Annotated in this window: 19 protein-coding genes and 2 pseudogenes; 16 read left to right on the top strand and 5 right to left on the bottom strand. The window is 50.8% G+C overall.

Features of this window, described 5'->3' with window-relative positions; genetic code table 11:
- Positions 1-27: 27 nt before the first annotated feature.
- Positions 28-978: an RluA family pseudouridine synthase gene (locus tag IEW70_RS02895; protein WP_188646429.1), complete on the bottom strand. Its 951-nt coding sequence runs from the start codon at positions 976-978 to the stop codon at positions 28-30.
- 278 nt (positions 979-1256) lie between these two features.
- Between IEW70_RS02895 and IEW70_RS02890 the strand changes: the two genes are divergently transcribed.
- The 5 genes from IEW70_RS02890 (at position 1257) to yfkAB (ending at position 7053) form a co-directional block, all read left to right on the top strand.
- Positions 1257-2522, top strand: a complete 1266-nt coding sequence (locus IEW70_RS02890; RefSeq protein ID WP_188646428.1) for a cation:dicarboxylate symporter family transporter — start codon at positions 1257-1259, stop codon at positions 2520-2522.
- 229 nt (positions 2523-2751) lie between these two features.
- Positions 2752-3462 (top strand): DsbA family protein, encoded by a 711-nt coding sequence (locus IEW70_RS02885; protein WP_188646427.1) that lies wholly within the window; start codon positions 2752-2754, stop codon positions 3460-3462.
- A gap of 142 nt (positions 3463-3604) precedes the next feature.
- Positions 3605-4024: a disulfide oxidoreductase gene (locus tag IEW70_RS02880; protein ID WP_229751790.1), complete on the top strand. Its 420-nt coding sequence runs from the start codon at positions 3605-3607 to the stop codon at positions 4022-4024.
- A 658-nt stretch (positions 4025-4682) separates the two neighbouring features.
- The gene (locus IEW70_RS02875) at positions 4683-5777 is read left to right on the top strand and encodes a DinB family protein (protein ID WP_188646426.1); all 1095 of its coding nucleotides are present in this window, start codon (positions 4683-4685) and stop codon (positions 5775-5777) included.
- A 106-nt stretch (positions 5778-5883) separates the two neighbouring features.
- A complete protein-coding gene (gene yfkAB, locus IEW70_RS02870; protein WP_188646425.1) occupies positions 5884-7053 on the top strand; it encodes a radical SAM/CxCxxxxC motif protein YfkAB in 1170 nt (389 codons plus the stop codon).
- A 24-nt stretch (positions 7054-7077) separates the two neighbouring features.
- On the opposite strand, the gene IEW70_RS02865 is transcribed toward yfkAB, so the two are convergent.
- Entirely contained in the window at positions 7078-7407 is a 330-nt protein-coding gene (locus IEW70_RS02865; protein WP_188646424.1) for a hypothetical protein, read from the bottom strand.
- A gap of 109 nt (positions 7408-7516) precedes the next feature.
- Between IEW70_RS02865 and IEW70_RS02860 the strand changes: the two genes are divergently transcribed.
- The 6 genes and pseudogenes from IEW70_RS02860 (at position 7517) to IEW70_RS02835 (ending at position 12088) form a co-directional block, all read left to right on the top strand.
- Positions 7517-8209 carry a DUF3891 family protein gene (locus IEW70_RS02860; RefSeq protein ID WP_188646423.1) on the top strand — a complete coding sequence of 231 codons (693 nt, stop codon included), beginning with the start codon at positions 7517-7519 and terminating at the stop codon, positions 8207-8209.
- Positions 8210-8245: 36 nt separating this feature from the next.
- A pseudogene (locus IEW70_RS02855) lies at positions 8246-8353 on the top strand (VOC family protein); the annotation flags it as partial.
- 169 nt (positions 8354-8522) lie between these two features.
- A complete protein-coding gene (locus tag IEW70_RS02850) occupies positions 8523-9419 on the top strand; it encodes a TIGR01777 family oxidoreductase (RefSeq protein WP_188646421.1) in 897 nt (298 codons plus the stop codon).
- A 73-nt stretch (positions 9420-9492) separates the two neighbouring features.
- Positions 9493-10473, top strand: coding sequence for a YbgA family protein (locus IEW70_RS02845; RefSeq protein WP_188646420.1), 981 nt, complete (start codon positions 9493-9495; stop codon positions 10471-10473).
- Between the two features lie 694 nt (positions 10474-11167).
- Positions 11168-11404 carry a hypothetical protein gene (locus tag IEW70_RS02840; RefSeq protein WP_188646419.1) on the top strand — a complete coding sequence of 79 codons (237 nt, stop codon included), beginning with the start codon at positions 11168-11170 and terminating at the stop codon, positions 11402-11404.
- Positions 11405-11554: 150 nt separating this feature from the next.
- Positions 11555-12088 (top strand): GNAT family N-acetyltransferase, encoded by a 534-nt coding sequence (locus IEW70_RS02835; RefSeq protein WP_188646418.1) that lies wholly within the window; start codon positions 11555-11557, stop codon positions 12086-12088.
- A 392-nt stretch (positions 12089-12480) separates the two neighbouring features.
- Here IEW70_RS02835 and pdxK read toward each other — a convergent pair whose 3' ends face one another.
- Positions 12481-13284, bottom strand: coding sequence for a pyridoxine/pyridoxal/pyridoxamine kinase (gene pdxK / locus IEW70_RS02830; protein ID WP_188646417.1), 804 nt, complete (start codon positions 13282-13284; stop codon positions 12481-12483).
- Positions 13285-13565: 281 nt separating this feature from the next.
- Between pdxK and IEW70_RS02825 the strand changes: the two genes are divergently transcribed.
- From IEW70_RS02825 to IEW70_RS02805, 5 genes and pseudogenes are all read left to right on the top strand, one after another.
- On the top strand, positions 13566-14453 hold the full coding sequence (locus IEW70_RS02825; protein ID WP_188646416.1) for a DUF3179 domain-containing (seleno)protein: 888 nt from the start codon (positions 13566-13568) through the stop codon (positions 14451-14453).
- Positions 14454-14532: 79 nt separating this feature from the next.
- Positions 14533-15396 (top strand): DUF3179 domain-containing (seleno)protein, encoded by an 864-nt coding sequence (locus tag IEW70_RS02820; RefSeq protein ID WP_188646415.1) that lies wholly within the window; start codon positions 14533-14535, stop codon positions 15394-15396.
- Positions 15397-15599: 203 nt separating this feature from the next.
- Positions 15600-15839: a DUF3179 domain-containing (seleno)protein gene (locus IEW70_RS18260; RefSeq protein ID WP_188646414.1), complete on the top strand. Its 240-nt coding sequence runs from the start codon at positions 15600-15602 to the stop codon at positions 15837-15839.
- A gap of 18 nt (positions 15840-15857) precedes the next feature.
- A pseudogene (locus IEW70_RS02810) lies at positions 15858-16475 on the top strand (DUF3179 domain-containing (seleno)protein); the annotation flags it as partial.
- A 76-nt stretch (positions 16476-16551) separates the two neighbouring features.
- The gene (locus IEW70_RS02805; RefSeq protein ID WP_188646412.1) at positions 16552-16824 is read left to right on the top strand and encodes a hypothetical protein; all 273 of its coding nucleotides are present in this window, start codon (positions 16552-16554) and stop codon (positions 16822-16824) included.
- A 187-nt stretch (positions 16825-17011) separates the two neighbouring features.
- Here the strand turns inward: IEW70_RS02805 and IEW70_RS02800 are convergent, their stop codons facing one another.
- Both IEW70_RS02800 and IEW70_RS02795 read right to left on the bottom strand, forming a co-directional pair.
- Entirely contained in the window at positions 17012-17440 is a 429-nt protein-coding gene (locus tag IEW70_RS02800) for a CHRD domain-containing protein (protein ID WP_188646411.1), read from the bottom strand.
- 593 nt (positions 17441-18033) lie between these two features.
- On the bottom strand, positions 18034-18804 hold the full coding sequence (locus tag IEW70_RS02795) for a YheC/YheD family protein (RefSeq protein WP_188646410.1): 771 nt from the start codon (positions 18802-18804) through the stop codon (positions 18034-18036).
- Between the last annotated feature and the right edge of the window lie 55 nt (positions 18805-18859).

Raw genomic sequence — 18859 nt, 5'->3', positions numbered from 1 at the left:
CCCTAAAAACGCCGAAACCTTGCTATTTCAGGGAGATCGGCGTTTTTCTTTTATAGTCAAATGATGTTTCCTCACCAACTTCTCCATATCTTCCGGCAAAGGGGCTTCCACTGTCAGTGTTTCTTCCCGCAGCGGATGGGAAAATGTCAAGCGGCGGGCATGCAACGCCTGGCGGGAGATGGCTGAAAGATCTCCGCCGTACAACCGATCACCCAACAAAGGGAACCCCATATGGGCGAAGTGAACCCGGATCTGGTGGGTGCGTCCTGTTTCCAGGCGGACCTCCAAAGCAGTGGCTGTATTCGATTCGCTGATCACCCGGTAGTGGGTGATTGCCGGATCTCCCTTGTCGGATACCGTTCTGCGCAAAGGATGACCGGGGCTGCGGACAATCGGTGCATCGATGGTTCCTTCGGCGGGGTGTCGATCCGTCCATTTGCCTGTCGTTACAGTGATATATGTACGTTTGATGCGATGCTGGCGCAACTCTTTGTCCAACAGCTGATGGATATAGGCGTACTTCGCAACCAGGAGCAGCCCGGAAGTGTACCGGTCCAGTCGATGGACCGGCCTCACTTTGCCTTCCCAACCGGCTTGCTTCCATTGATACAAAATGCCGTGGGACAGGGTACCGGTCTCACCGGGTTTCACGGGATGTACTTTGATTCCCGGCGGTTTGTTCACCACCAGCAAATCTTTATCTTCATAGACGGTATCAAAGGGAACAGGTTCCGCTGTAAGGTCAGCCCTCTCTCGAGGCCGGACTGCGACCTTCAGTTGATCGCCCGCTTTGACCTGCCGGTCCAACCAGGGCATTTTTCCATTGAGCCGGATTCCCCGGGATCGGGTCAAGCGGTTGATCATGCGGTTGGACAGCTGCAGAGGGCCCTGAAGTACTTCCTTCACACTCCGCCGGCTCCAGGCTTCCGGCACGATATATGTTATCCACTTGCTGTATCCTGTATGTTTTTTTGACATTTACGCATCACCGATTTCATTATAGAGGAATCGAGGGACCGGAGACAGAGCGGATGTACGCGGGAAGCGAGCGGGTGATCTCCATTATCCAAGCCGAATTGGATATTTTTTCACCTAATATTGGGGATTTCATCCATTGAAAATGAATACATGTTCATTTAAACTAGTCCATGTTGGTTATATTGGCGCGCCGAACCTTATAAACAAAGAAATATTCAGATTACTACTGATAAACCAGCCTAGCTGGATACGACAAAATCATGATGAGAGGTGAGTTGATGAAGAGAATTGGACTTGGTTGGCAGATTGTTATCGGTTTGATACTGGGTATTGCGGTGGGAGCCGTCTTTTACGGCAACCCGGCCGTTGAAAAGTTTTTGCAGCCCATCGGAGACATTTTTATTCGTCTCATTAAAATGATCGTTATTCCGATCGTTATCTCCAGTTTGATCGTTGGTGTAGCCGGTGTCGGCGATGTGAAAAAGATCGGAAAGCTCGGCGGAAAAACGATCCTGTACTTCGAGATCATTACGACGATTGCCATTATCGTTGGACTGCTTTTTGCCAACGGATTTCACCCGGGATCGGGTCTTAATACAAAGTCTCTCAGCAAATCGGATATCTCCAGCTTTGTGGATACCAGTAAAGAAGTCAGCAACCATGGCTTTGTCGATACTTTTGTCAACATGGTGCCGGAGAACTTGTTTGAATCCATGAGCAATGGAGACATGTTGCCCATTATCTTCTTCTCGGTCATTTTCGGCTTGGGTGTGGCTGCTATTGGAGAACGAGGCAAACCCGTCCTTCGTTTCTTCCAGGGAACGGCTGACGCCATGTTTTACGTGACCAACCAGATTATGAAATTTGCCCCTTTCGGCGTTTTCGCTTTGATCGGTGTAACCGTGTCCAAATTCGGGGTGGAGTCGTTGCTCCCGCTGTTGAAGCTGGTGCTGGTGGTTTACGGGGCAATGGTGTTCTTTGTGTTGGTGATCTTGGGTATTACCGCAAAAATTGTCGGCGTCAATCTGTTCCACATCCTGCAAATCCTGAAGGATGAACTGTTGCTCGCTTTTTCTACTGCCAGCTCGGAAACCGTGCTGCCGCGTTTGATGGAAAAAATGGAGCGATTCGGCTGCCCGAAAGCGATCACCTCGTTCGTGATTCCGACCGGGTACTCTTTCAACCTGGACGGTTCCACACTGTATCAGGCAATCGCAGCGATCTTTATCGCACAAATGTACGGCATTGACATGTCCATCGGCGAACAGGTGACGCTGGTTCTGGTGCTGATGGTTACATCTAAAGGGATTGCAGGTGTGCCGGGCGTCTCCTTCGTCGTTTTGTTGGCCACCCTCGGATCGGTGGGCCTGCCGGTGGAAGGTTTGGCCTTCATCGCTGGGATCGACCGCATTCTGGACATGGGCCGGACGGCCGTCAACGTGGTGGGGAACTCCCTGGCCGCCATTGTTGTCTCCAAATGGGAAGGCGAATACAACTCGAAACAAGCGGAAAGTTATCTGCAAGAGTTTAAGCAAGCTTCCTGATAAAAAAGAAAATCCGGGAACCCTCTTCCGGTTTCCCGAACCGACTGCTGGCAAGCCTTGTCAGCAGTCTTTTTTATCACAAAATCGAAAAAGAAGCAAGCCTTTTGACGGGATGCAATGATTTCCATTCGTTATATTGGCTGATTTCGTCAATTGAAAACATGGGACAACCAGGTTATCATGAATTTGTTTCCATCGTCCATTTGCGATAGAGAGAGGGAGGATTCCGATGGGGAAAAAAAGGAAGAAGGCGAGCGTCAATCAACAGAAAATCGCCCGTTCGCAGCGGATGCAAAACTTGGTAGTATTTACAATCCTGGGTGTGGCTGTAGCATTGGGCCTATTTGCTGTCATCCAGGCGGCAGTCGGCGGTGATGAAGTGGATACGGACCAGTTTGATTATGAAAATCAGCCGGTCCTCGGAGATAAAAATGCCCCGGTAAAAATTGTGGAGTTTGGTGATTACAAGTGTCCGGTCTGCAAACGTTTTGAAGCACAGGTATTTCCCCGTTTGAAAAAAGACTTTATCGACCAGGGAAAAGCGAGCATGTATTTTATCAACAATCCCTTTATCGGGGATGATTCGGTGACCGCGGCCTTGGCAGGAGAGGCGGTGTACCGGCAGAATCCCGAAGCATTCTGGAAGTTTTACTCTACAGTTTACCGTAACCAAGGACCGGAACAGCAACGGTGGGCCACGCCGGAATTATTAATCCAGTTGGCCAAAAAAGAGGTTCCCGGTATCGATGTCAAGAAGTTGAAAGAAGATCTGGAGAGTCAGGCCGATCTCAAGGCAGTCGACAAGGACAAGGAGATTGCTCGCAAACTGAATGTGACCTCCGTACCGACGGTATTTATCAACGGAAAACCGGTAAAGGACGTTTTTGATTATGAGGCGCTGAAAAAGATGATTGAAGAAGAAGCGAAAAAAGCCCGGTGATGAGCGGGCTCTCGATAAAGATGGCAACAGCGTCGATTTTTTCATCGGGTTTCTTTGAAAAATCGACGTTACACAGGCCAGGATTCTCCGGCTCTCGGTCATAGCGGATGATGAACTTGTTGGATAAAGGTGGGTACGGCTGGTGGATTGGATCCGAAGATACGGGTTATATCTGGCGTGGCTCGTCTCGTTGGTAGCTGTGGGAGGCAGTTTGTATTTCAGTGAAATTGCCGGCTTTGTTCCCTGCAAATTGTGTTGGGTGCAACGGATATTCATGTACCCGTTGGCGATCCTCCTGGGGATTGCCAGTTACCGGGAAGACCGGTCCATTGTATCCTACGTGCTTCCCTTTAGCGTGACGGGCGGCTTGGTTTCGCTGTTTCATTATTTAGAGCAAAAAATCCCTGCGGTAGCTAATTGGGCTCCGTGTACCGTAGGAGTTCCCTGTAACGGACAATATATCAATTGGCTCGGTTTTATTACGATTCCGTTTTTGGCCCTTACTGCCTTCGTGATGATTTCCGTCCTGATGTGGCTGTCACGGGGGGAAGAAACCGATTGATCAAATTACCCCTGTATATGATCTTACCAAAGAGCTTGTTGCACTCGAAAAAACCAAAGTGAGCGGTTCCAGGGGGGCTTTCGCTGTTTGGATCCCCATCTGTTTTGCAAGCGGCCGACTGCGCCGGAACTGGTGCCTTTGAAGGATGATGAAATCGATTTGGTGGAACAATTGCAGTAATGGGTGTCGGCATTTGTGTAAATACTGTGCTAAATTCAAGTCAATCCACCTCGTGGTTGATGTTTGGGTCAGAGCTTACATCGTATCACGCCGGTGGATTTTTCTTCTATGGAACAGTTACTAAATACCACCTGTCTCAGTTATCTGGAACGGGATGATTTGTCGAAGATCGTATGTATCAGCGATAATCCTCCTGGAAAGTACCGGGACGTTTTCCTTTTTGCTAATCCTTCCCCTGACAAAATGATGATTCGTGTTGAACATGTTTTCCACCTTTGATAAATTGGGTGTACCAAGATCGGACGGGGGGAAGAAAACGGGCGCGTTTTTGGAAATATTTTATATTTTCAAAAGGAATAGGTTTTACCAGGGAATACCAATGGTTTAGATGTCCATTTCCAAACACAGTACGTTACAATATGTTTTGGAATCATATCTACATGATCGATGGAAATCTTGTAAAGGAGCGGTTGGAAAGGTGAGTGAGATACAACCTTTGCTCGTGTTGCGAGTAACCGATCTGGAAGCCTCCGTTTCCTTTTACCGAGATAAACTGGGATTTTCCGTGGAATGGCTGGATGAGGAGATGCAGGCCGCCCGGCTGGTTGCACCGGGCGGAGCGGATATTCTCTTGACCAGCGATCCGGATCTCGATATAGCTTCCCTGTTTCGTGCGGAGAAAGGGGCAGAGTCTGCGCCGGAAGCGGATCCAGTACCGGAAAAACTCACACTGACGAAGGGGGCCGACGAGGAAGCGTGGGAATCCTCTGTGTCTGATGAGATTCCCGATGCTTTGGAAGAGGCGGTAAAAGGAGAACAAGATCGACAAGCCGAGGGTCTGGATGAAGCGGATCCCGGGCCGGAAGACGAAGTTCCGGCTGGGAGAGCGGAGACTTCGGAACCGGAGGAGCTTCCTTTTCCCATTGTAGAACTGACCAAAGAGGACCGCATCGAATGTGAGGGTGAAAATTTGCTGGTTTTCCAGGAGCGCTTGGCTGCCTTGGGTGTTCACGACATGTTGTTGGAGGAAACACCCGGCATCGAGCAAACCCTCTTGGTGCCGGATCCAGACGGTTACACCGTCGCCTTCCGGGAAAGTCTTCGCATGTCTGATGAAGATGTGATTGCTCTTTATCGCAAAGGCCCCGATCTGCTTGACGGAGCCATTATGGGCTTGCGGGAAGACGATTTAAACCTCTTGGTAGAAGAGGACGAATGGACCATTCGCCAAACCGTGCTGCACATGGTGGACTTTGATCTGGAAATGACCCAGCGGATCAAATGGGCATTGGCGGAGCCGGGTCGTGAGTACAAACTGCCCCTCTTTGATCCGGATGATTGGGCTGAAACCCTGGATTACGCCAACCGCCCGATTCAAGCAGAGGTGGCAACCTTCCGTTTGATTCGGGACCATGTCCTTACCATATGTGAACACCTTCCTGATGCCTTGGACCGTTCCCTCGTTTCCGAGCAGGGCACCGTGGAAGTGCGTACCATGATGCAAGTCGTGGCCGAAACTGCCCGGGAGCATATCCAAAATATCCTGAGAACCCGTCGTGTTTACGGTCTTTAAGTAAAAACCCTGCGATTGCTGTTCGCAGGGTTTTTTTCGTTTGACGCTTTACGTATCCTAGGTGTATACTCATCCGGTGCCAAATGAGAGGAACGGAGGATGTATAATGAGTCCGACGGCAAAGGAAACGAAAAAGCGGCCATTATCCCCTTCATGGGATCCGTGGGATCCGTGGTATACGCGGAGTCAAAAAGGACGCTATGAGCTGACGAGTGTCGAGTTTACGGTTACGCAACTGTGCAATCTTCGCTGCGAACACTGTGCGGTGGGAGAGACGTTGGTGGAAAAAGAAGGTGTCGCACTGCCGGTGGAAAGCATGATCCGTCGACTGGATGAGGTGGAGACGCTGCATACCATCAGTATCACCGGCGGAGAGCCGATCCTCAACCCCCGAGTGGTGAAGGAAACGATCCGCCCCCTCCTGCGTTACGCCCAGTCACGGGGAGTGTATACCCAGTTAAATACCAATCTGACACTGCCGTTGTCCCGCTATGAGGATTGGGTGGAAGATGTGGACGTTTTACATATCTCTTACAATTACCGGGATGCAAAGGATTTTCACCGCATCGCTTTTGAAAAATACGGAAAGGACGTCCCTTTGAAAACGGGTGAAGCCCTGTATGAGCGGATGGTGGAAAACGCTCAAGCCTTATCCAAAGCGGGAGTGTTTGTCTCGGCGGAGTCCCTGTTAAGCCCCTTTACCGCTCCTCATATTGGTCAAATGCATCGGGACATCGCTGAAATGGGATGCCGCCGACATGAAGTGCACCCTTTGTATCCAAGTGATTTTGCTCAGGGAATGGAGATGATCTCCCTGCAACAGTACCGGGAAACCGTGACCCATTTGTTGGATAACCGCGATCCGGATGTCTGGGTGCTGTTTGGTACGTTGCCTTTTTATCCCTGCAGCGATCAGGAGGAAGACCGCGACTTGTGGCTGCGGCTGCATCGGGAGGAGAATGTAACGGTTCGGCAGGATCCCGACGGGCGCAACCGCCTCAACGTCAATGTGTTTACAGGGGATGTGATCGTGACCGACTTCGGTGATGTGCCGCCCCTCGGCAACGTGAAGCGGGATCGGTTGGTTGATGTGTTTGCACGCTGGTTGGATCATCCATTGGCCGAACAACATCATTGCTTTTGCGAGCAGGCCCGTTGTGCCGGTCCCAATATTCTGGTTTCCCAAGCGTACTATTCTCAATGGAATTTTCAAAAACGACAGGCCCAGGTGGCGGTTTTCAACAAAAAAGCTGGCGATCAACAGGCCAGCGAGTGAGTCCGGAGCTATCCGGGCTTATTTTTAATACCAATACTGGGGATACGGATAGAAAGAAATGACCGGAGGCTGCGGTGGATAATATCCGTAAAGAGGATAGTAGGGGGGAGGATACGGCGAGTAGGATGAATAATAGGGATATTGAAATGCTTGCGCCAGTTCCTCTTCTCCTTCTCCGTCCGCAACTGCGGCGTTGACGGGAGCCTCTCCGTAAGGAGGGTACTCATAACCGTAGCCGTACTGGCTCACAGCGGGATGCATCCATTCGTACCCGTAGGAATAGGGAGTCGGCGTTTCACCGGTAGAAGCGGTTTGAGGGGCTTCCTGGGAGCCGGAATTCTCTTGGTTGGTCATCGTCTTTTCTCCTTTCATATCAGATGACATTTACATGATCTAATGTATGAGTGATAAGGGTTGACCCATGTTATATAGTTCAGATCTTTTCAGGAAGGAAGTGGAGCAGTTGATTCGAAGAAATAGAAAGGACGGCTATTTTTTAATCCGCCAACATGATCATGGATGGATTTCCGGAGACATGGCTGATCACTGGAGACAGAAGCCCGCACCCCTTCGATCCACACGGCTTGCCATTCGGTATCATGATGTGGGATGGGAATCGTTGGATGATGAAGTTTGCTGGGACCGGGAAACGAACCGGCCGTACAGCTTTGAAGATTATCCGCTGGAGCCCAAGTTGTCCGCTTATCGGAGAGGAATTGACCGGGTAGAAGCGATGGACCCGTATGCGGCCGTTTTGTGCAGCCTGCATTATGCTTCTTTTTTTCAAGAAGAGCATGTGGCAAAGGCAGAGCCGTTTCTGAAACGGGAAAAGGAGCGGCGGGAACGTCTGCTTCATTCGATTTCCGAAGCGGATCGGAAACGGTTGCCGGAGAACCTGCGTCTCTTAAAAGTGTGTGATGATCTATCTTTGTTTGTTTGTCTCAATGAGCCGGGAGAAAATACGCATCCCTGGTTCCAAAAAGGAATCCGTTGGGGTAACCAGTGGTTGAAGCCGGTATGGGAAGGAGCAGAGCGTCTCCGATTTGAACCCAATCCCTTTGATCAAGCCTTTGATATTCGGGTCCCTTATCAGGTGATTGATTTTGACGGAGAGAGGGTTGAAACCGGTCAATACCGGATTCAATTGAGGGGATAAGACAGTGCGGTTGCAAGTAAAAGGAGGGTGAACAGCGTGAAGGTTACCGGTTTTAATCATGTGACGATTCGTGTGGGAGACTTGACCACCTCCTTGCCTTTTTACACCGAGGTATTGGGGATGGAGTTGGTGCATCGCGGGCGGAACATCATCAGCAATCCGGCCATCGGCTCATGATGTACAGGCGACTCTTTTCGGTTTACCTGTTCTGCCGGAAGGAAATGAATGGAGTAGATATCGAAAAGCTGCGTCTGCTGTGCCGATTCATGCCGCTGTTACAAAGGCATCAGTATGATTAAAGGGGATATGAGAAGTGAGAATCGCGATTACTGGCTCCAGCGGTTTAATTGGGCAGGAACTGGTCCGTTTTTTCTCGCGAAACGGGGATGAGATCACCCGGGTGGTACGCCATCCACAGCGGGATGTTCGGCATCGAGTCACTGTGTGGGATTGGAAACAGGGGAAAATAGAAGAGCGCGCTTTGGAGAGGCAAGATGCAATCATCCATTTGGCCGGGGAAAGCATCTCCGGAAGGTGGTCGGCAAAAAGGAAACAGCTGATCCGGGAGAGCCGTGTAAAGGGAACACGGCTGCTGACAACCACCCTTTCCCGGCTGAGACATCCTCCTCGAGTATTGTTGTCTGCTTCAGCAGTAGGTTACTATGGAAACCGGCCCGGAGACGAGCCGCTTACCGAAGAAGCAGCCAAAGGGGAGGGCTTCCTTTCCGATGTAACCGCTGAATGGGAACAGGCGGCCCGAACAGCCGAAGCGGCCGGAATCCGGGTGGTTCACCTGCGGTTCGGCATGGTATTGAGCGGGCGGGGCGGAGCGTTGGCTGCTATGCTCCCGGCCTTTCGTTGGGGATTGGGCGGCCGTTTGGGGGATGGCAGGCAGGTGATGAGCTGGATCTCGGTGGAGGAGATTCCGGAAGCGGTCCGTTTTTGCCTGCAGCAGGAACAACTGTCAGGGCCGGTTAACTTCGTCAGTCCGCAGCCGGTGACCAATGCGGAGTTTACCCGGATTCTCGGGACCGTGATACACAGGCCGACGGCTTTGCGGCTGCCTACCCCGCTGGTCAGGGGGATTTTTGGCGAGATGGGGAAGGAGCTGTTGTTAAGTGGCAGCCGGGTCATCCCGCAACGGTTGTTGGAATCAGGATATTCCTTTCGCCAACCCGAGCTTCCATCGGCATTAGAGCAGCTGCTCTGACCGAAGGGAACATTTGAAGGACCCGTTTGATGGAACTTCACTGGCAACCATATGCCGGACATGGAGGTGCGATATGCGGCAAACATCTCAGATATCCGTTACGATCGGGATCAGCAGCTGCTTGCTGGGACGGCGGGTACGCTATGACGGAGGACACAAACGGGAGCCCTTGATTACCGATCATTTGGACCGTATGGTGAACTGGGTGCCAATCTGTCCGGAAATGGAAATGGGCTTGGGTACCCCGCGGGAGCCCATGCGTTTGGTGGCGGGGGAGGCTGGCGGCTCTCCCCGATTGATTACCAACCAGCGTCAACGGGATGTAACCAGCGGGATGGAACGGTTTATCAAGGACCAGCTAAAAACGCTGCAACGGGCTCCTGTGGACGGTTACATATTTAAAAAGAAGTCGCCTTCTTGCGGTGTAGCAGGCATTCCTCTCTACGCCTTAGGAGAGGATGAACCTGTCGGGGAAACGAGCGGGCTGTTTGCTGCGGCCTTTATGAAACGGTTTCCGTATGTTCCTGTGATAGAAGAAGACACCTTGCGCCTTCCGGAACAACGGTCCGTTTTTTTGCAACAGGTGGCAGGGGTGGCCCGTTGGCATGCCTTTTTGAAAGAAGAGCCGTCCCATCATCGCGAGTTGGGCCGGTTCCATAGTACAAATAAATGGATCCTCTTATCTCACAGTTTTCATCACTATGCCGAGTTGGAACGGATCGCAGCGGATGCAGAAGACGGCAGGCGTCTGTTTCAGGAAGCACTGAAGGCTTATGAATCGGTGTATCTAAAAACCATACGCATCCCGACGACACCGTGTAAGCATGCGGATGTACTGACTCATTTGGCAGGATATCTGAAACACGACCTGAATTTGCAGGATAAAGAGGAGCTGTTCAACAGCATTGCCGGCTACCGGCAAGGGGAACTGCCGTGGTCCGTTCCGGCTGCGCTGTTACGCCATCACTTTCGTCGGCATGCTCATCCGTTGGCAGATGAGCAAACCTACCTCCAGCCGTTACCGATTGAGTGGTGGGTCCGATCGTTTGTCTGATGGCATAACAAAAAGCTTTTTTCCTCTTAGACGATGAAGGCCGAGGCCGTTGATACGCTCCTTCTAGTTCCTATTCAATAAACGTCACTCTTGTAGATCATAAGGGTCCGGCCAGAGGTTGATCACGGGGGATATGGTATCATTATGGATTTGAAATGATTCGCTCATCTCTTCGCTTTCTTCGACCGATACATTGTGATCCCTTTCGGCAGGGCCAAGGGGTGAGTAACTTGCGCGGCAAAGTGACCACTTTCATTCTAGCAACACTTCTCAGATAGATTGTCAGATGTGGTTGAATGGTCGAGTCATCAAAGTTTTACTCGAAGATCATGGAAAGTTAACGGGAAGATGAAATTCTGTTCAAAGAACGTATCCATCATATTTTTGATGGATGAGTAGGTAGTTAACTCTTTGATATTAACAAAGGGGATCTTAATATAGACGAAAGAACCCCTTCTTTTGTTTCAAAAAACCGAGAATTTTGTTGTAGACTATCAAAGTGTAAGGTAGAATGAAGTAAATTTCTCGGCAAAATATGGAGGGCTCTCTGCAGTACAGGTGTTCCGTAAGAGGGACGATTCGAATAGGACGGAGGGGGCGAGTACAACGATACGACTGATTCCTTTTGAGCCCTGCTATGATTCGACAGCCCATCCATTTCCCTTTCCACTGGATGGGAAGCAGTTGCAAGAGCATGGACGGGCTGGAACCGGGACAAGCCGATCCGACGCCATTTGCCGCCTGGGATGAAAAAGTGGAACAAATGGAAGGACATGAATTGAATCGTCTGAATGCCGACAACAATTCTGCTGCGGTATCCCGAGTGATCGTATTGCAGCACCGCCGAGACCGGGGGATCGGGGAAACCATGACGCACCAGATTTGTCGGATTGCGTTTGAAGAGATGAACCTGCACCGTTTGGAGAGCTAGGTATTTGACTTTCACTGTTCGGCGATCACCCGTTAAAAAAGGTCGGCTTTCAAACCGAAGGATGGCTTCGGGAAGCATGCAAATTGACGATACATATTGGAACCCGCACATGATGAGTTTATTGCAACACGAGTGGAGGAGAGGTCTGGGATGATCCTTCAAGAAGATAACTTGGTCGTTCGAAACTTGGAAGCGTCGGATGCAGATCATTTGCTGCGCTGGCTGACAGATTCTAACGTACTGGCTTTTGTGGAAGGGCGCGACCGCCAGCACGATAAAGATTCCATCCAGGAAACCTTTTTCGCGGAAGACGAAGTGCGACGCGGCATCGTCGAGTGGGAAGGGACACCTGTGGGATATACGGAAATGGAACCGTGGGACGAGGGATCCAAACGAATGCACGGGTATCCCGCGGATGCGACAATCTGGGAAATGGCACAGTTTATCGGAGAGCCGAGGTACTGGAACCAGGGAATCGGAACTCAACTGATACAAGCTTTAACCCGTTACCTGGCAGAAAAGGAAGGGGCCCAACTGATTGTCATGCTCCCTCAAATTCGCAATACCCGTGCGATTCGTTGCTATGAAAAATGCGGATTCAGACGGGTCAAACTGCTGCCGCAGCACCAGTTTTTTGAAGGAGCATGGCAAAATTGTTGGCTCATGGAATGGCAGCCGGAATAATTCCTGTTGAAGGATATATCAAAGCCATCGCCGGCGGTGGAAGATGGACTGCTGGCGATGGTTTTTTTACGCCTACCCAACGCTGTCTTTACCGAGGTGCTGATGAATGGGGTGCTAGTTTGGTCATAAAAATTTCAGCCGTTAGGACAAGGGGAGGGCATACCGGGGAATCCGGGCAAGCCTGATCCGACCTTAGAAGGTAGTGAAACGGGCAATGGTGTCATCACGGAGACGGGTGAAAGGGCCCTTATTACAGAATGAACGGGTGCGTGAGACTATTCGGATATCGTCATGAACCCAAAGCAAGCTACCCCCGTCATGCCGTGGCGGCAGTAAACGGAGGCAGCTGTGTTCGATTTGGTGTCAAACTCTGTTCTCTAGAGCGGCTGTTTTCAGGACAGACGATAGCCGGAACGGCGTACGGGTCCGACATATTGATTGAGAGGAAAGCCGTGTCGGATTGCTTCCGTAACGAAAGCCTTGGCGATGCGGACGGCTTCAGGGACGGATTTTCCCTTGGCCAGCTCGGCGGTAATGGCCGCTGAATAGGTGCAGCCGGCTCCGTGGGTCCATGGAGTATCCAAGCGCTCTTCCTCAAGGAGTGTAAACTCCTTGCCGTCGTACAGGAGATCGACGGCTTTTTCGTGTTCCAGTTTGGCGCCGCCCTTGATCAGCACCCAGTCGGGGCCCTTTTCATGGAGGCGGAGGGCGGCCTCCTTCATATCGTCGACGGTTTGGATCCTTACGCCGCTCAGGTGGGAGGCTTCAAACAGGTTGGGGGTGGTCACGGTGGCGCGGGGGATGAGGACATCCCGGAGCGCGGCGGCGGTATTAGGCTGCAGTACTTCGTCTGTCCCCTTGCATACCATCACCGGGTCGATGACGATGGAGGGGATGTCGTGGGTATCGATGGCTTCGGCCACCGCTTCAATGATCTCGACGGAACCTAGCATACCGGTCTTCATGGCGTCAACGCCGATCCCTTTCAACACCGTCTTCATCTGTTCACGCAAAGTGTCGACGGAGAGGGGGGTGACACGGTGGGCCCAGCCGGCATCGGGGTCCATAGCCACAATCGTGGTCAAGGCGGTCATGCCGTAGACATCCCGCTCCTGGAAAGTTTTCAAGTCTGCCTGGATTCCGGCTCCTCCGCTGGAATCAGATCCAGCTATAGTCAACGCTTTGTGTACGTTCATGATGTGCACTCCTCCATTTGGACGGAAATGATATCCGTTTCCTTTTAGCCTATTGTAGGCGGGGGCTGGTGGAATAGTCAATCAACGAGCGGGTAGCCGTTAAAGGTCGATGCATAGCGAAAAGCTTCCTGATACGAAGGCCTTATCGCAGATCTGCCCCTTTTAACGGTTTTTTCTTCATGGACACATTTTGTCGAATGATGTAAAAATAAAAGGGAACTTGTCCGATCCTATTTCTAGCTGTTGGATTTTTATATTTTTCCGGCAGGGGAGGCGATTGGGTGCTGTTTACCGAATTTGATGCTGCTCGTGCCCGTCTTGAAAAGAAGGATCTATTTCGACGATTTAAAGTAAAGGGTGAAGGCGAGCCCCTGGAACAAGTGTTGGCAGACGGCAAAATGAAGGAACAGGATGAGATCCTGGTGATGGAACGCGGCGGCAGGCGGTTGGCTTTTTCCGTTGCTCAGATCGACTTCCATCACGTAGCGGAAGGAGAGTTGGACGGACAGCCGTATATGATCGCTTACTGCAACATCTGTCACAGCGGAACCAGTATGGTTCCCGTGGTGGATGGAGCCGTCCTCCATTTCGGCGCTCGGGGCATTTACAACGGGCTGGCATTGCTGGGAGACGACGAAACGGGTTCCTATTGGAATCACATCACCGGCGAATGTCTCCACGGCCAGCTGAAGGGGGAGCAAATGCAGCTGTTTCCTTTGGAAAGAACCACTGTGCGAGGCGGGCTGAAACGGTGGCCCAATCTGCACATCGCCTTGTCCAAGCCCCACTTTTTGATGCGTTTGTTGGGTCCCTATGTTCGGTTTGTGGGGAAAGCCGGACTATTCCCGCCGGGATTCGGCTTCCGGGACACGATGGGGGAGCTGGATGAACGCTTGCCGGAGATGACCAGTGGACTGGGGATCTTTAACAACCGGGTACAACGGTTTTACACCGTACGGGACATCGCAGCCAGAGGGATCATCCGGGATGAATTCTCCGGTCGGCCCATTCAGGTTCAGATGGATGAGGAAGGAGCCTACCCCAAAGCCATTTATACCGATGTGCCCGATGATGGTACCAGTGCGAACCAGCCGATGCAATTGTATTGCCGTTGGTACGGCTTTTCTCTCACTTTCACGGGTTGTGAACTATACGGAGAGAAACATTGAGGTGTTACCCGCCGTTCATATCGATTGGACTGGTTTTTTCTTGATTCTGTTTTTGCCGGGAGCGAAAGGAGTATGAAGCATGATTATTCAGGATTTTAATGAAAAGAAGATTATCCGGGATAATCACTTCCAGCGCTTTGACGTGGTCGGGTCGGAGCCGCTGGCGGATGTTCTGGAACGGAAGAAAATGAAGCCCACTGACGAAGTATTGGTGGTGGAACGGGGTGGCCACCGACTTGCATTCTCGCTTTATCAGATGACTTATCACCATGTGGCCCAAGGAGAGTTGGCAGGGCAGCCGTACATTTTGGCCTTTTGTGCGATCTGTCACGGGGCGACCAGCATGGTGCCGGTAGTGGACGGAGCCGTGCACCACTTCTCGTGCATCGGGATTTATAATGGAATGGCTCTGTTGGCCGATGATGAGACCCAATCCTACTGGGATCACATCTCCGGTGAATGTATCCACGGTGAACTCAAAGGGGAAATGTTGCAACTGATCCCTGTGGAACACATGTCTGTGGAGCATGCGTTGAAGCGGTGGCCGGACCTGCGGATTGCCCTGTCGGTTCAGCCCTGGTACCGTCGCTGGATCTTGGAGCCGTTAATGAACTTTTTCGGCAACCGAGGTATTTTCCCGCCGTATTTCTATCTGTCTATGGGTGAGCGGGACACACGCCTGCCGGATATGACCAGCGGACTAGGTGTCTACACGAAAAAGACCAAACGCTTTTATCCGATGTCCGCCATTCAGGATGCCGGAGGCGAGTTGCAGGATCAAGTGGACGGCCGCCCGATGGTGGTCACGGTCAACGAGGAAGGATTCCCGTCGGCGGTATTCTCGGATCAACAGGAGAAACCGATGCAGCTCTATTGCCGCTGGTATGGTTTCGCCTTCACCTTCCCGGGGTGCGAATTATACGGAGAAAAGAAAGAGGGCTGACGCAGCATGCGTCACCCTTTTTTTTACTGGTCCTGCGGGGCCGACGAGTTCTGCAGGTTAGCCGGAGCCAGTAACAAGTTGATCTGTTCGTCCCGGACGTTTTTTTAAGATTTATATATCTTACAGAAATTCGGATTCAAATGGACATCACGATCGTCTCTGTGTCAAAATAAAGAGGAATTTGAAATAGAGGTGTTCTGGTTGTGAAGGGATTGGATGTCCGGAAAGCACGGTTAAGTCGGAAAAACTTATTCCCCCCGATGCAGGTCAAGGGCTCACTGCCGCTGCGGGATGTGGTGCGGTCCGGTCGAATGCATCGAAAGGACGAACTGTTGGTCGTTGAACGGAATGGGGTACCACTGGCGTTTTCCGTTTACCAGATGGCTTACCATCACATCGCTCAAGGGGAATTGGCGGGTCACCCTTACTTGGTAGCTTACTGAGGAGTTTGTCACAGCGGAACTAGTATGGTTCCCGTCATCAACGGCAAGGTGTATCATTTTGGTCCCCGCGGATTATACAATGGTCTCCTGCTTTTGGGGGATGATGAAACCCATTCCTGGTGGGACCACATGACCGGTGAATGTCTGCACGGTCCATCCAAAGGGGTCAAAATGGAGGTATATCCGATCCGTCACACCACGGTAGAGGAAGCGTTGGGGAAATGGCCCGATATTCGTATAGCACTTTCCCGCCCAAATATTCGCATGCGTTGGCTCAGCCGCGTCATGAATTGGATGCATCGAAAGGAGATATTGCCTCCGGGTTTTACCAAAACGATGCAGGCCCCCGATGAGCGCCTTCCGCGAATGACCAGCGGCTTGGGTATCATCGAGGGAGGGGAGCAGTGTTTTTATCCGTTGGAGGTGCTTCGCCGGTGTGGTGGAACCGTATGGGACACGGTGGGTGGAGCAGAAATTCGGATTACCTTGGACGCTTCCGGAATATATCCGGATGCGATCTATACCGAAGAGAAGGAAACGGGGAAGGGAACGGACCGGCCTCTTCAACTTTACACCCGTTGGTACGGTTTTTCCTATACCTATCCCCGCTGTAAGATTTACGGACAGCAGAAATAATAGAGAAACGGTTTGCAACCATCGATTCAATCACTTGCGGGGGTTGCCGCATGATGGGTGAAGGGGGTGGATTCCCTTGTCCTTTGATCGCGGCTTGTGGGGACGTGTTTTGTTCCTGCTGGTCGTTTTGAACATCATGCGGATTGCAGGATGGCTGAACAACAGTATGATGTTTATCTTATTGGGACTCAGCCTCGGCCTCATCGGCTTCCGGCTGGCCCGTAAACACTGGCCTCGTAAGGGGAAACGAACAAATCCCTCACAGCGATGGGCCTTTACCGGATATATTGTGCTTGTATATGTGATTATCGGGTGTGTACTGGCAGCATATGAATGGACAGCGCAATAACCCAAAAAAGGACGCCCCAGGAAAAGGGGCGTCCTTTTTGTGTCGAGGGAGTTTTTCTCAAAAGACAGCGGCAGGGGACAATAAACAGCGTAAAAAGAACCCCCGTCCCCGAGGGGAGAGGGGTTCATCTGATGAGGTGTTGGATCAGAGATCCACCCTCAATGGGTGCTTAAGACAGGGGTTCGTGTTATTTGCACCGTTTGGCTTTACGTCGGGCTTTACGGACTTGACCACGGATTTCTCCATCCGGATTCTGCTCTGTGTGTGCATTGACATAAATGTTGCCTCGGCGGATTTGTCGAACCAAGTTGGCAATGGTCATCCCCTGCAGGGGACCAATCAGGTCCCCGTTTTTAATGGTCCCCGTAACTCTGCCTCTGTTTACACTAATTCCCGGGACGGTGAGTCCAAAAAGAAATGCCACAATAGGGCCGTTGACTCCACGGGGTGCAAGGTGGAGGTGGGCTTGGGTGAATTTGCGAAGGTTAAATACCGTCAACCGGTAGCGCAGTTGGGTCTGTTTTTTGTTCACTTTCAATTTGAGGATCCCGAAAGCTCGGGTTCGAACGGGCGGGACTTCTTCCTGGCCACTTAACACTGCGACAAACTTCCTCATTGATCAACTTCCTTAAAGAGTATTTAACATACTCTATTCAATGAATCTCTCATTTGCGACGGTTAAATGCGGAAAGTTAAGAGTAAAAGGAGATGGTTGGCAGTCTAGAGACCAACAATGCAACTCTCCATATGATGAGTTAACTCTTTCGATGGGCTCCGGGTGCAGGAAGAGGGGGCGTGGGGGTGTATAATGGCGTAGCCTTGCTGGGGGACAACGAAACCGGTTCCTATTGGGACCATATCACTGGGGAATGTATCCATGGCCCAGCGACTCCACACACGCGACCTACTCAAAGTGAAGCAGCTTTCCCGTGCCTGCCACTGGAAAGCTGCGCCACCTCTTTGACTGGAACAATTTCAAGGACCCGTTCCGGGTCTTAAAGGGGGTCAATGAGGTTTATCGGATCATCCGAAAGGCCAGGCCAGACGTGCTAACTTCGTTGCCGTATTCCTTCGTCAAGGCGGTAACGCTTGGTTTCAAAAAGCTGCTGTCCTTCTTGAGGGGGACGCTTATATAAAAAGGTGTATCTTTAAGTTCAGTTACTCTATAGCTGATTTGCTCATCTGTAGCTGATAAACAGACGTCAGCTTTTAACGTGGTGTTTTTTTGATGGACATACGATTACCTTTACCTATTAATTTTTTTGCTTCGAGGTATTTTCGATACAGCTTTCGATCCAGCTTTCTCAAACCTGTACAATCCGGTTTGGTATTCGCCTCAATAAACCAAACTTTCCCTTTCTTGTCGATGCCCATGTCTAAACCGACGATTTGAAGGGGAAAATGGGAATCTAATACCTGAACAATCTGGTGGGAGACATCGATTAATTCCCTTAAAACCTCCAACACGTTCAAAGGTTGATCGACTCCATGTAAAACCTTGACTACATTCACATCCTTTGCTCCTTTTGACACATTGGTGACAATGGAATTTCTCCGGGGCGCGACTTTTGCAGTCATCAACGTAAGCCGCCACCGGTTCAATGGTTTTTGTAGAACAAGACGTACATCGAATGGACGACGGTGATAGGTTGCCAACTCAATCCCCTGCTGAATCAGGTATTTTTTTCGGAGATGTATATTCTTTTTTATTTCCTTCATCACTTTTTTTGAAGAGACCCTTTTCGTTTTTTGTTTATAGGAAATTTCACTCTTCGAATTATTCAGCTTTTTGACCCGGATGACTCCCTTCCCCTGTCTACCTTTGTCAGGCTTGATATACACAGTGGAATAGGTTTTAATCATCCTTTTGAGGCTTGAGGAATCAAGCCAGTTCATTTCTGGCACATAACGCGATACGATAGGATCTTTCATGAGGGGTTTTCCCTTTTTCATTTTGCTGCGAATTACCGTATGTTTCATAAACTCATTTCCCCTTAGCAATAAGGAATCTACCTTAGAAAGTTTAGGTAGGTTA

It is taken from the genome of Marinithermofilum abyssi, assembly GCF_014641195.1.
Taxonomy (GTDB): domain Bacteria; phylum Bacillota; class Bacilli; order Thermoactinomycetales; family DSM-45169; genus Marinithermofilum; species Marinithermofilum abyssi.
Note: the sequence above shows the minus strand (reverse complement) of the source record. Positions and strands in the feature narration are given on the sequence as shown.

What these genes read in the sequence shown, in the direction of transcription:
- IEW70_RS02845 (WP_188646420.1), top strand. Translation starts at nt 9,493, where the DNA reads ATGCGGCAAACATCTCAGATATCCGTTACGATCGGGATCAGCAGCTGC.
- IEW70_RS02885 (WP_188646427.1), top strand. Translation starts at nt 2,752, where the DNA reads ATGGGGAAAAAAAGGAAGAAGGCGAGCGTCAATCAACAGAAAATCGCC.
- yfkAB (WP_188646425.1), top strand. Translation starts at nt 5,884, where the DNA reads ATGAGTCCGACGGCAAAGGAAACGAAAAAGCGGCCATTATCCCCTTCA.
- IEW70_RS02890 (WP_188646428.1), top strand. Translation starts at nt 1,257, where the DNA reads ATGAAGAGAATTGGACTTGGTTGGCAGATTGTTATCGGTTTGATACTG.
- IEW70_RS02795 (WP_188646410.1), bottom strand. Translation starts at nt 18,804, where the DNA reads ATGAAACATACGGTAATTCGCAGCAAAATGAAAAAGGGAAAACCCCTC.
- IEW70_RS02895 (WP_188646429.1), bottom strand. Translation starts at nt 978, where the DNA reads ATGTCAAAAAAACATACAGGATACAGCAAGTGGATAACATATATCGTG.
- pdxK (WP_188646417.1), bottom strand. Translation starts at nt 13,284, where the DNA reads ATGAACGTACACAAAGCGTTGACTATAGCTGGATCTGATTCCAGCGGA.
- IEW70_RS02800 (WP_188646411.1), bottom strand. Translation starts at nt 17,440, where the DNA reads ATGAGGAAGTTTGTCGCAGTGTTAAGTGGCCAGGAAGAAGTCCCGCCC.
- IEW70_RS02835 (WP_188646418.1), top strand. Translation starts at nt 11,555, where the DNA reads ATGATCCTTCAAGAAGATAACTTGGTCGTTCGAAACTTGGAAGCGTCG.
- IEW70_RS02820 (WP_188646415.1), top strand. Translation starts at nt 14,533, where the DNA reads ATGATTATTCAGGATTTTAATGAAAAGAAGATTATCCGGGATAATCAC.
- IEW70_RS02865 (WP_188646424.1), bottom strand. Translation starts at nt 7,407, where the DNA reads ATGACCAACCAAGAGAATTCCGGCTCCCAGGAAGCCCCTCAAACCGCT.
- IEW70_RS02840 (WP_188646419.1), top strand. Translation starts at nt 11,168, where the DNA reads ATGGACGGGCTGGAACCGGGACAAGCCGATCCGACGCCATTTGCCGCC.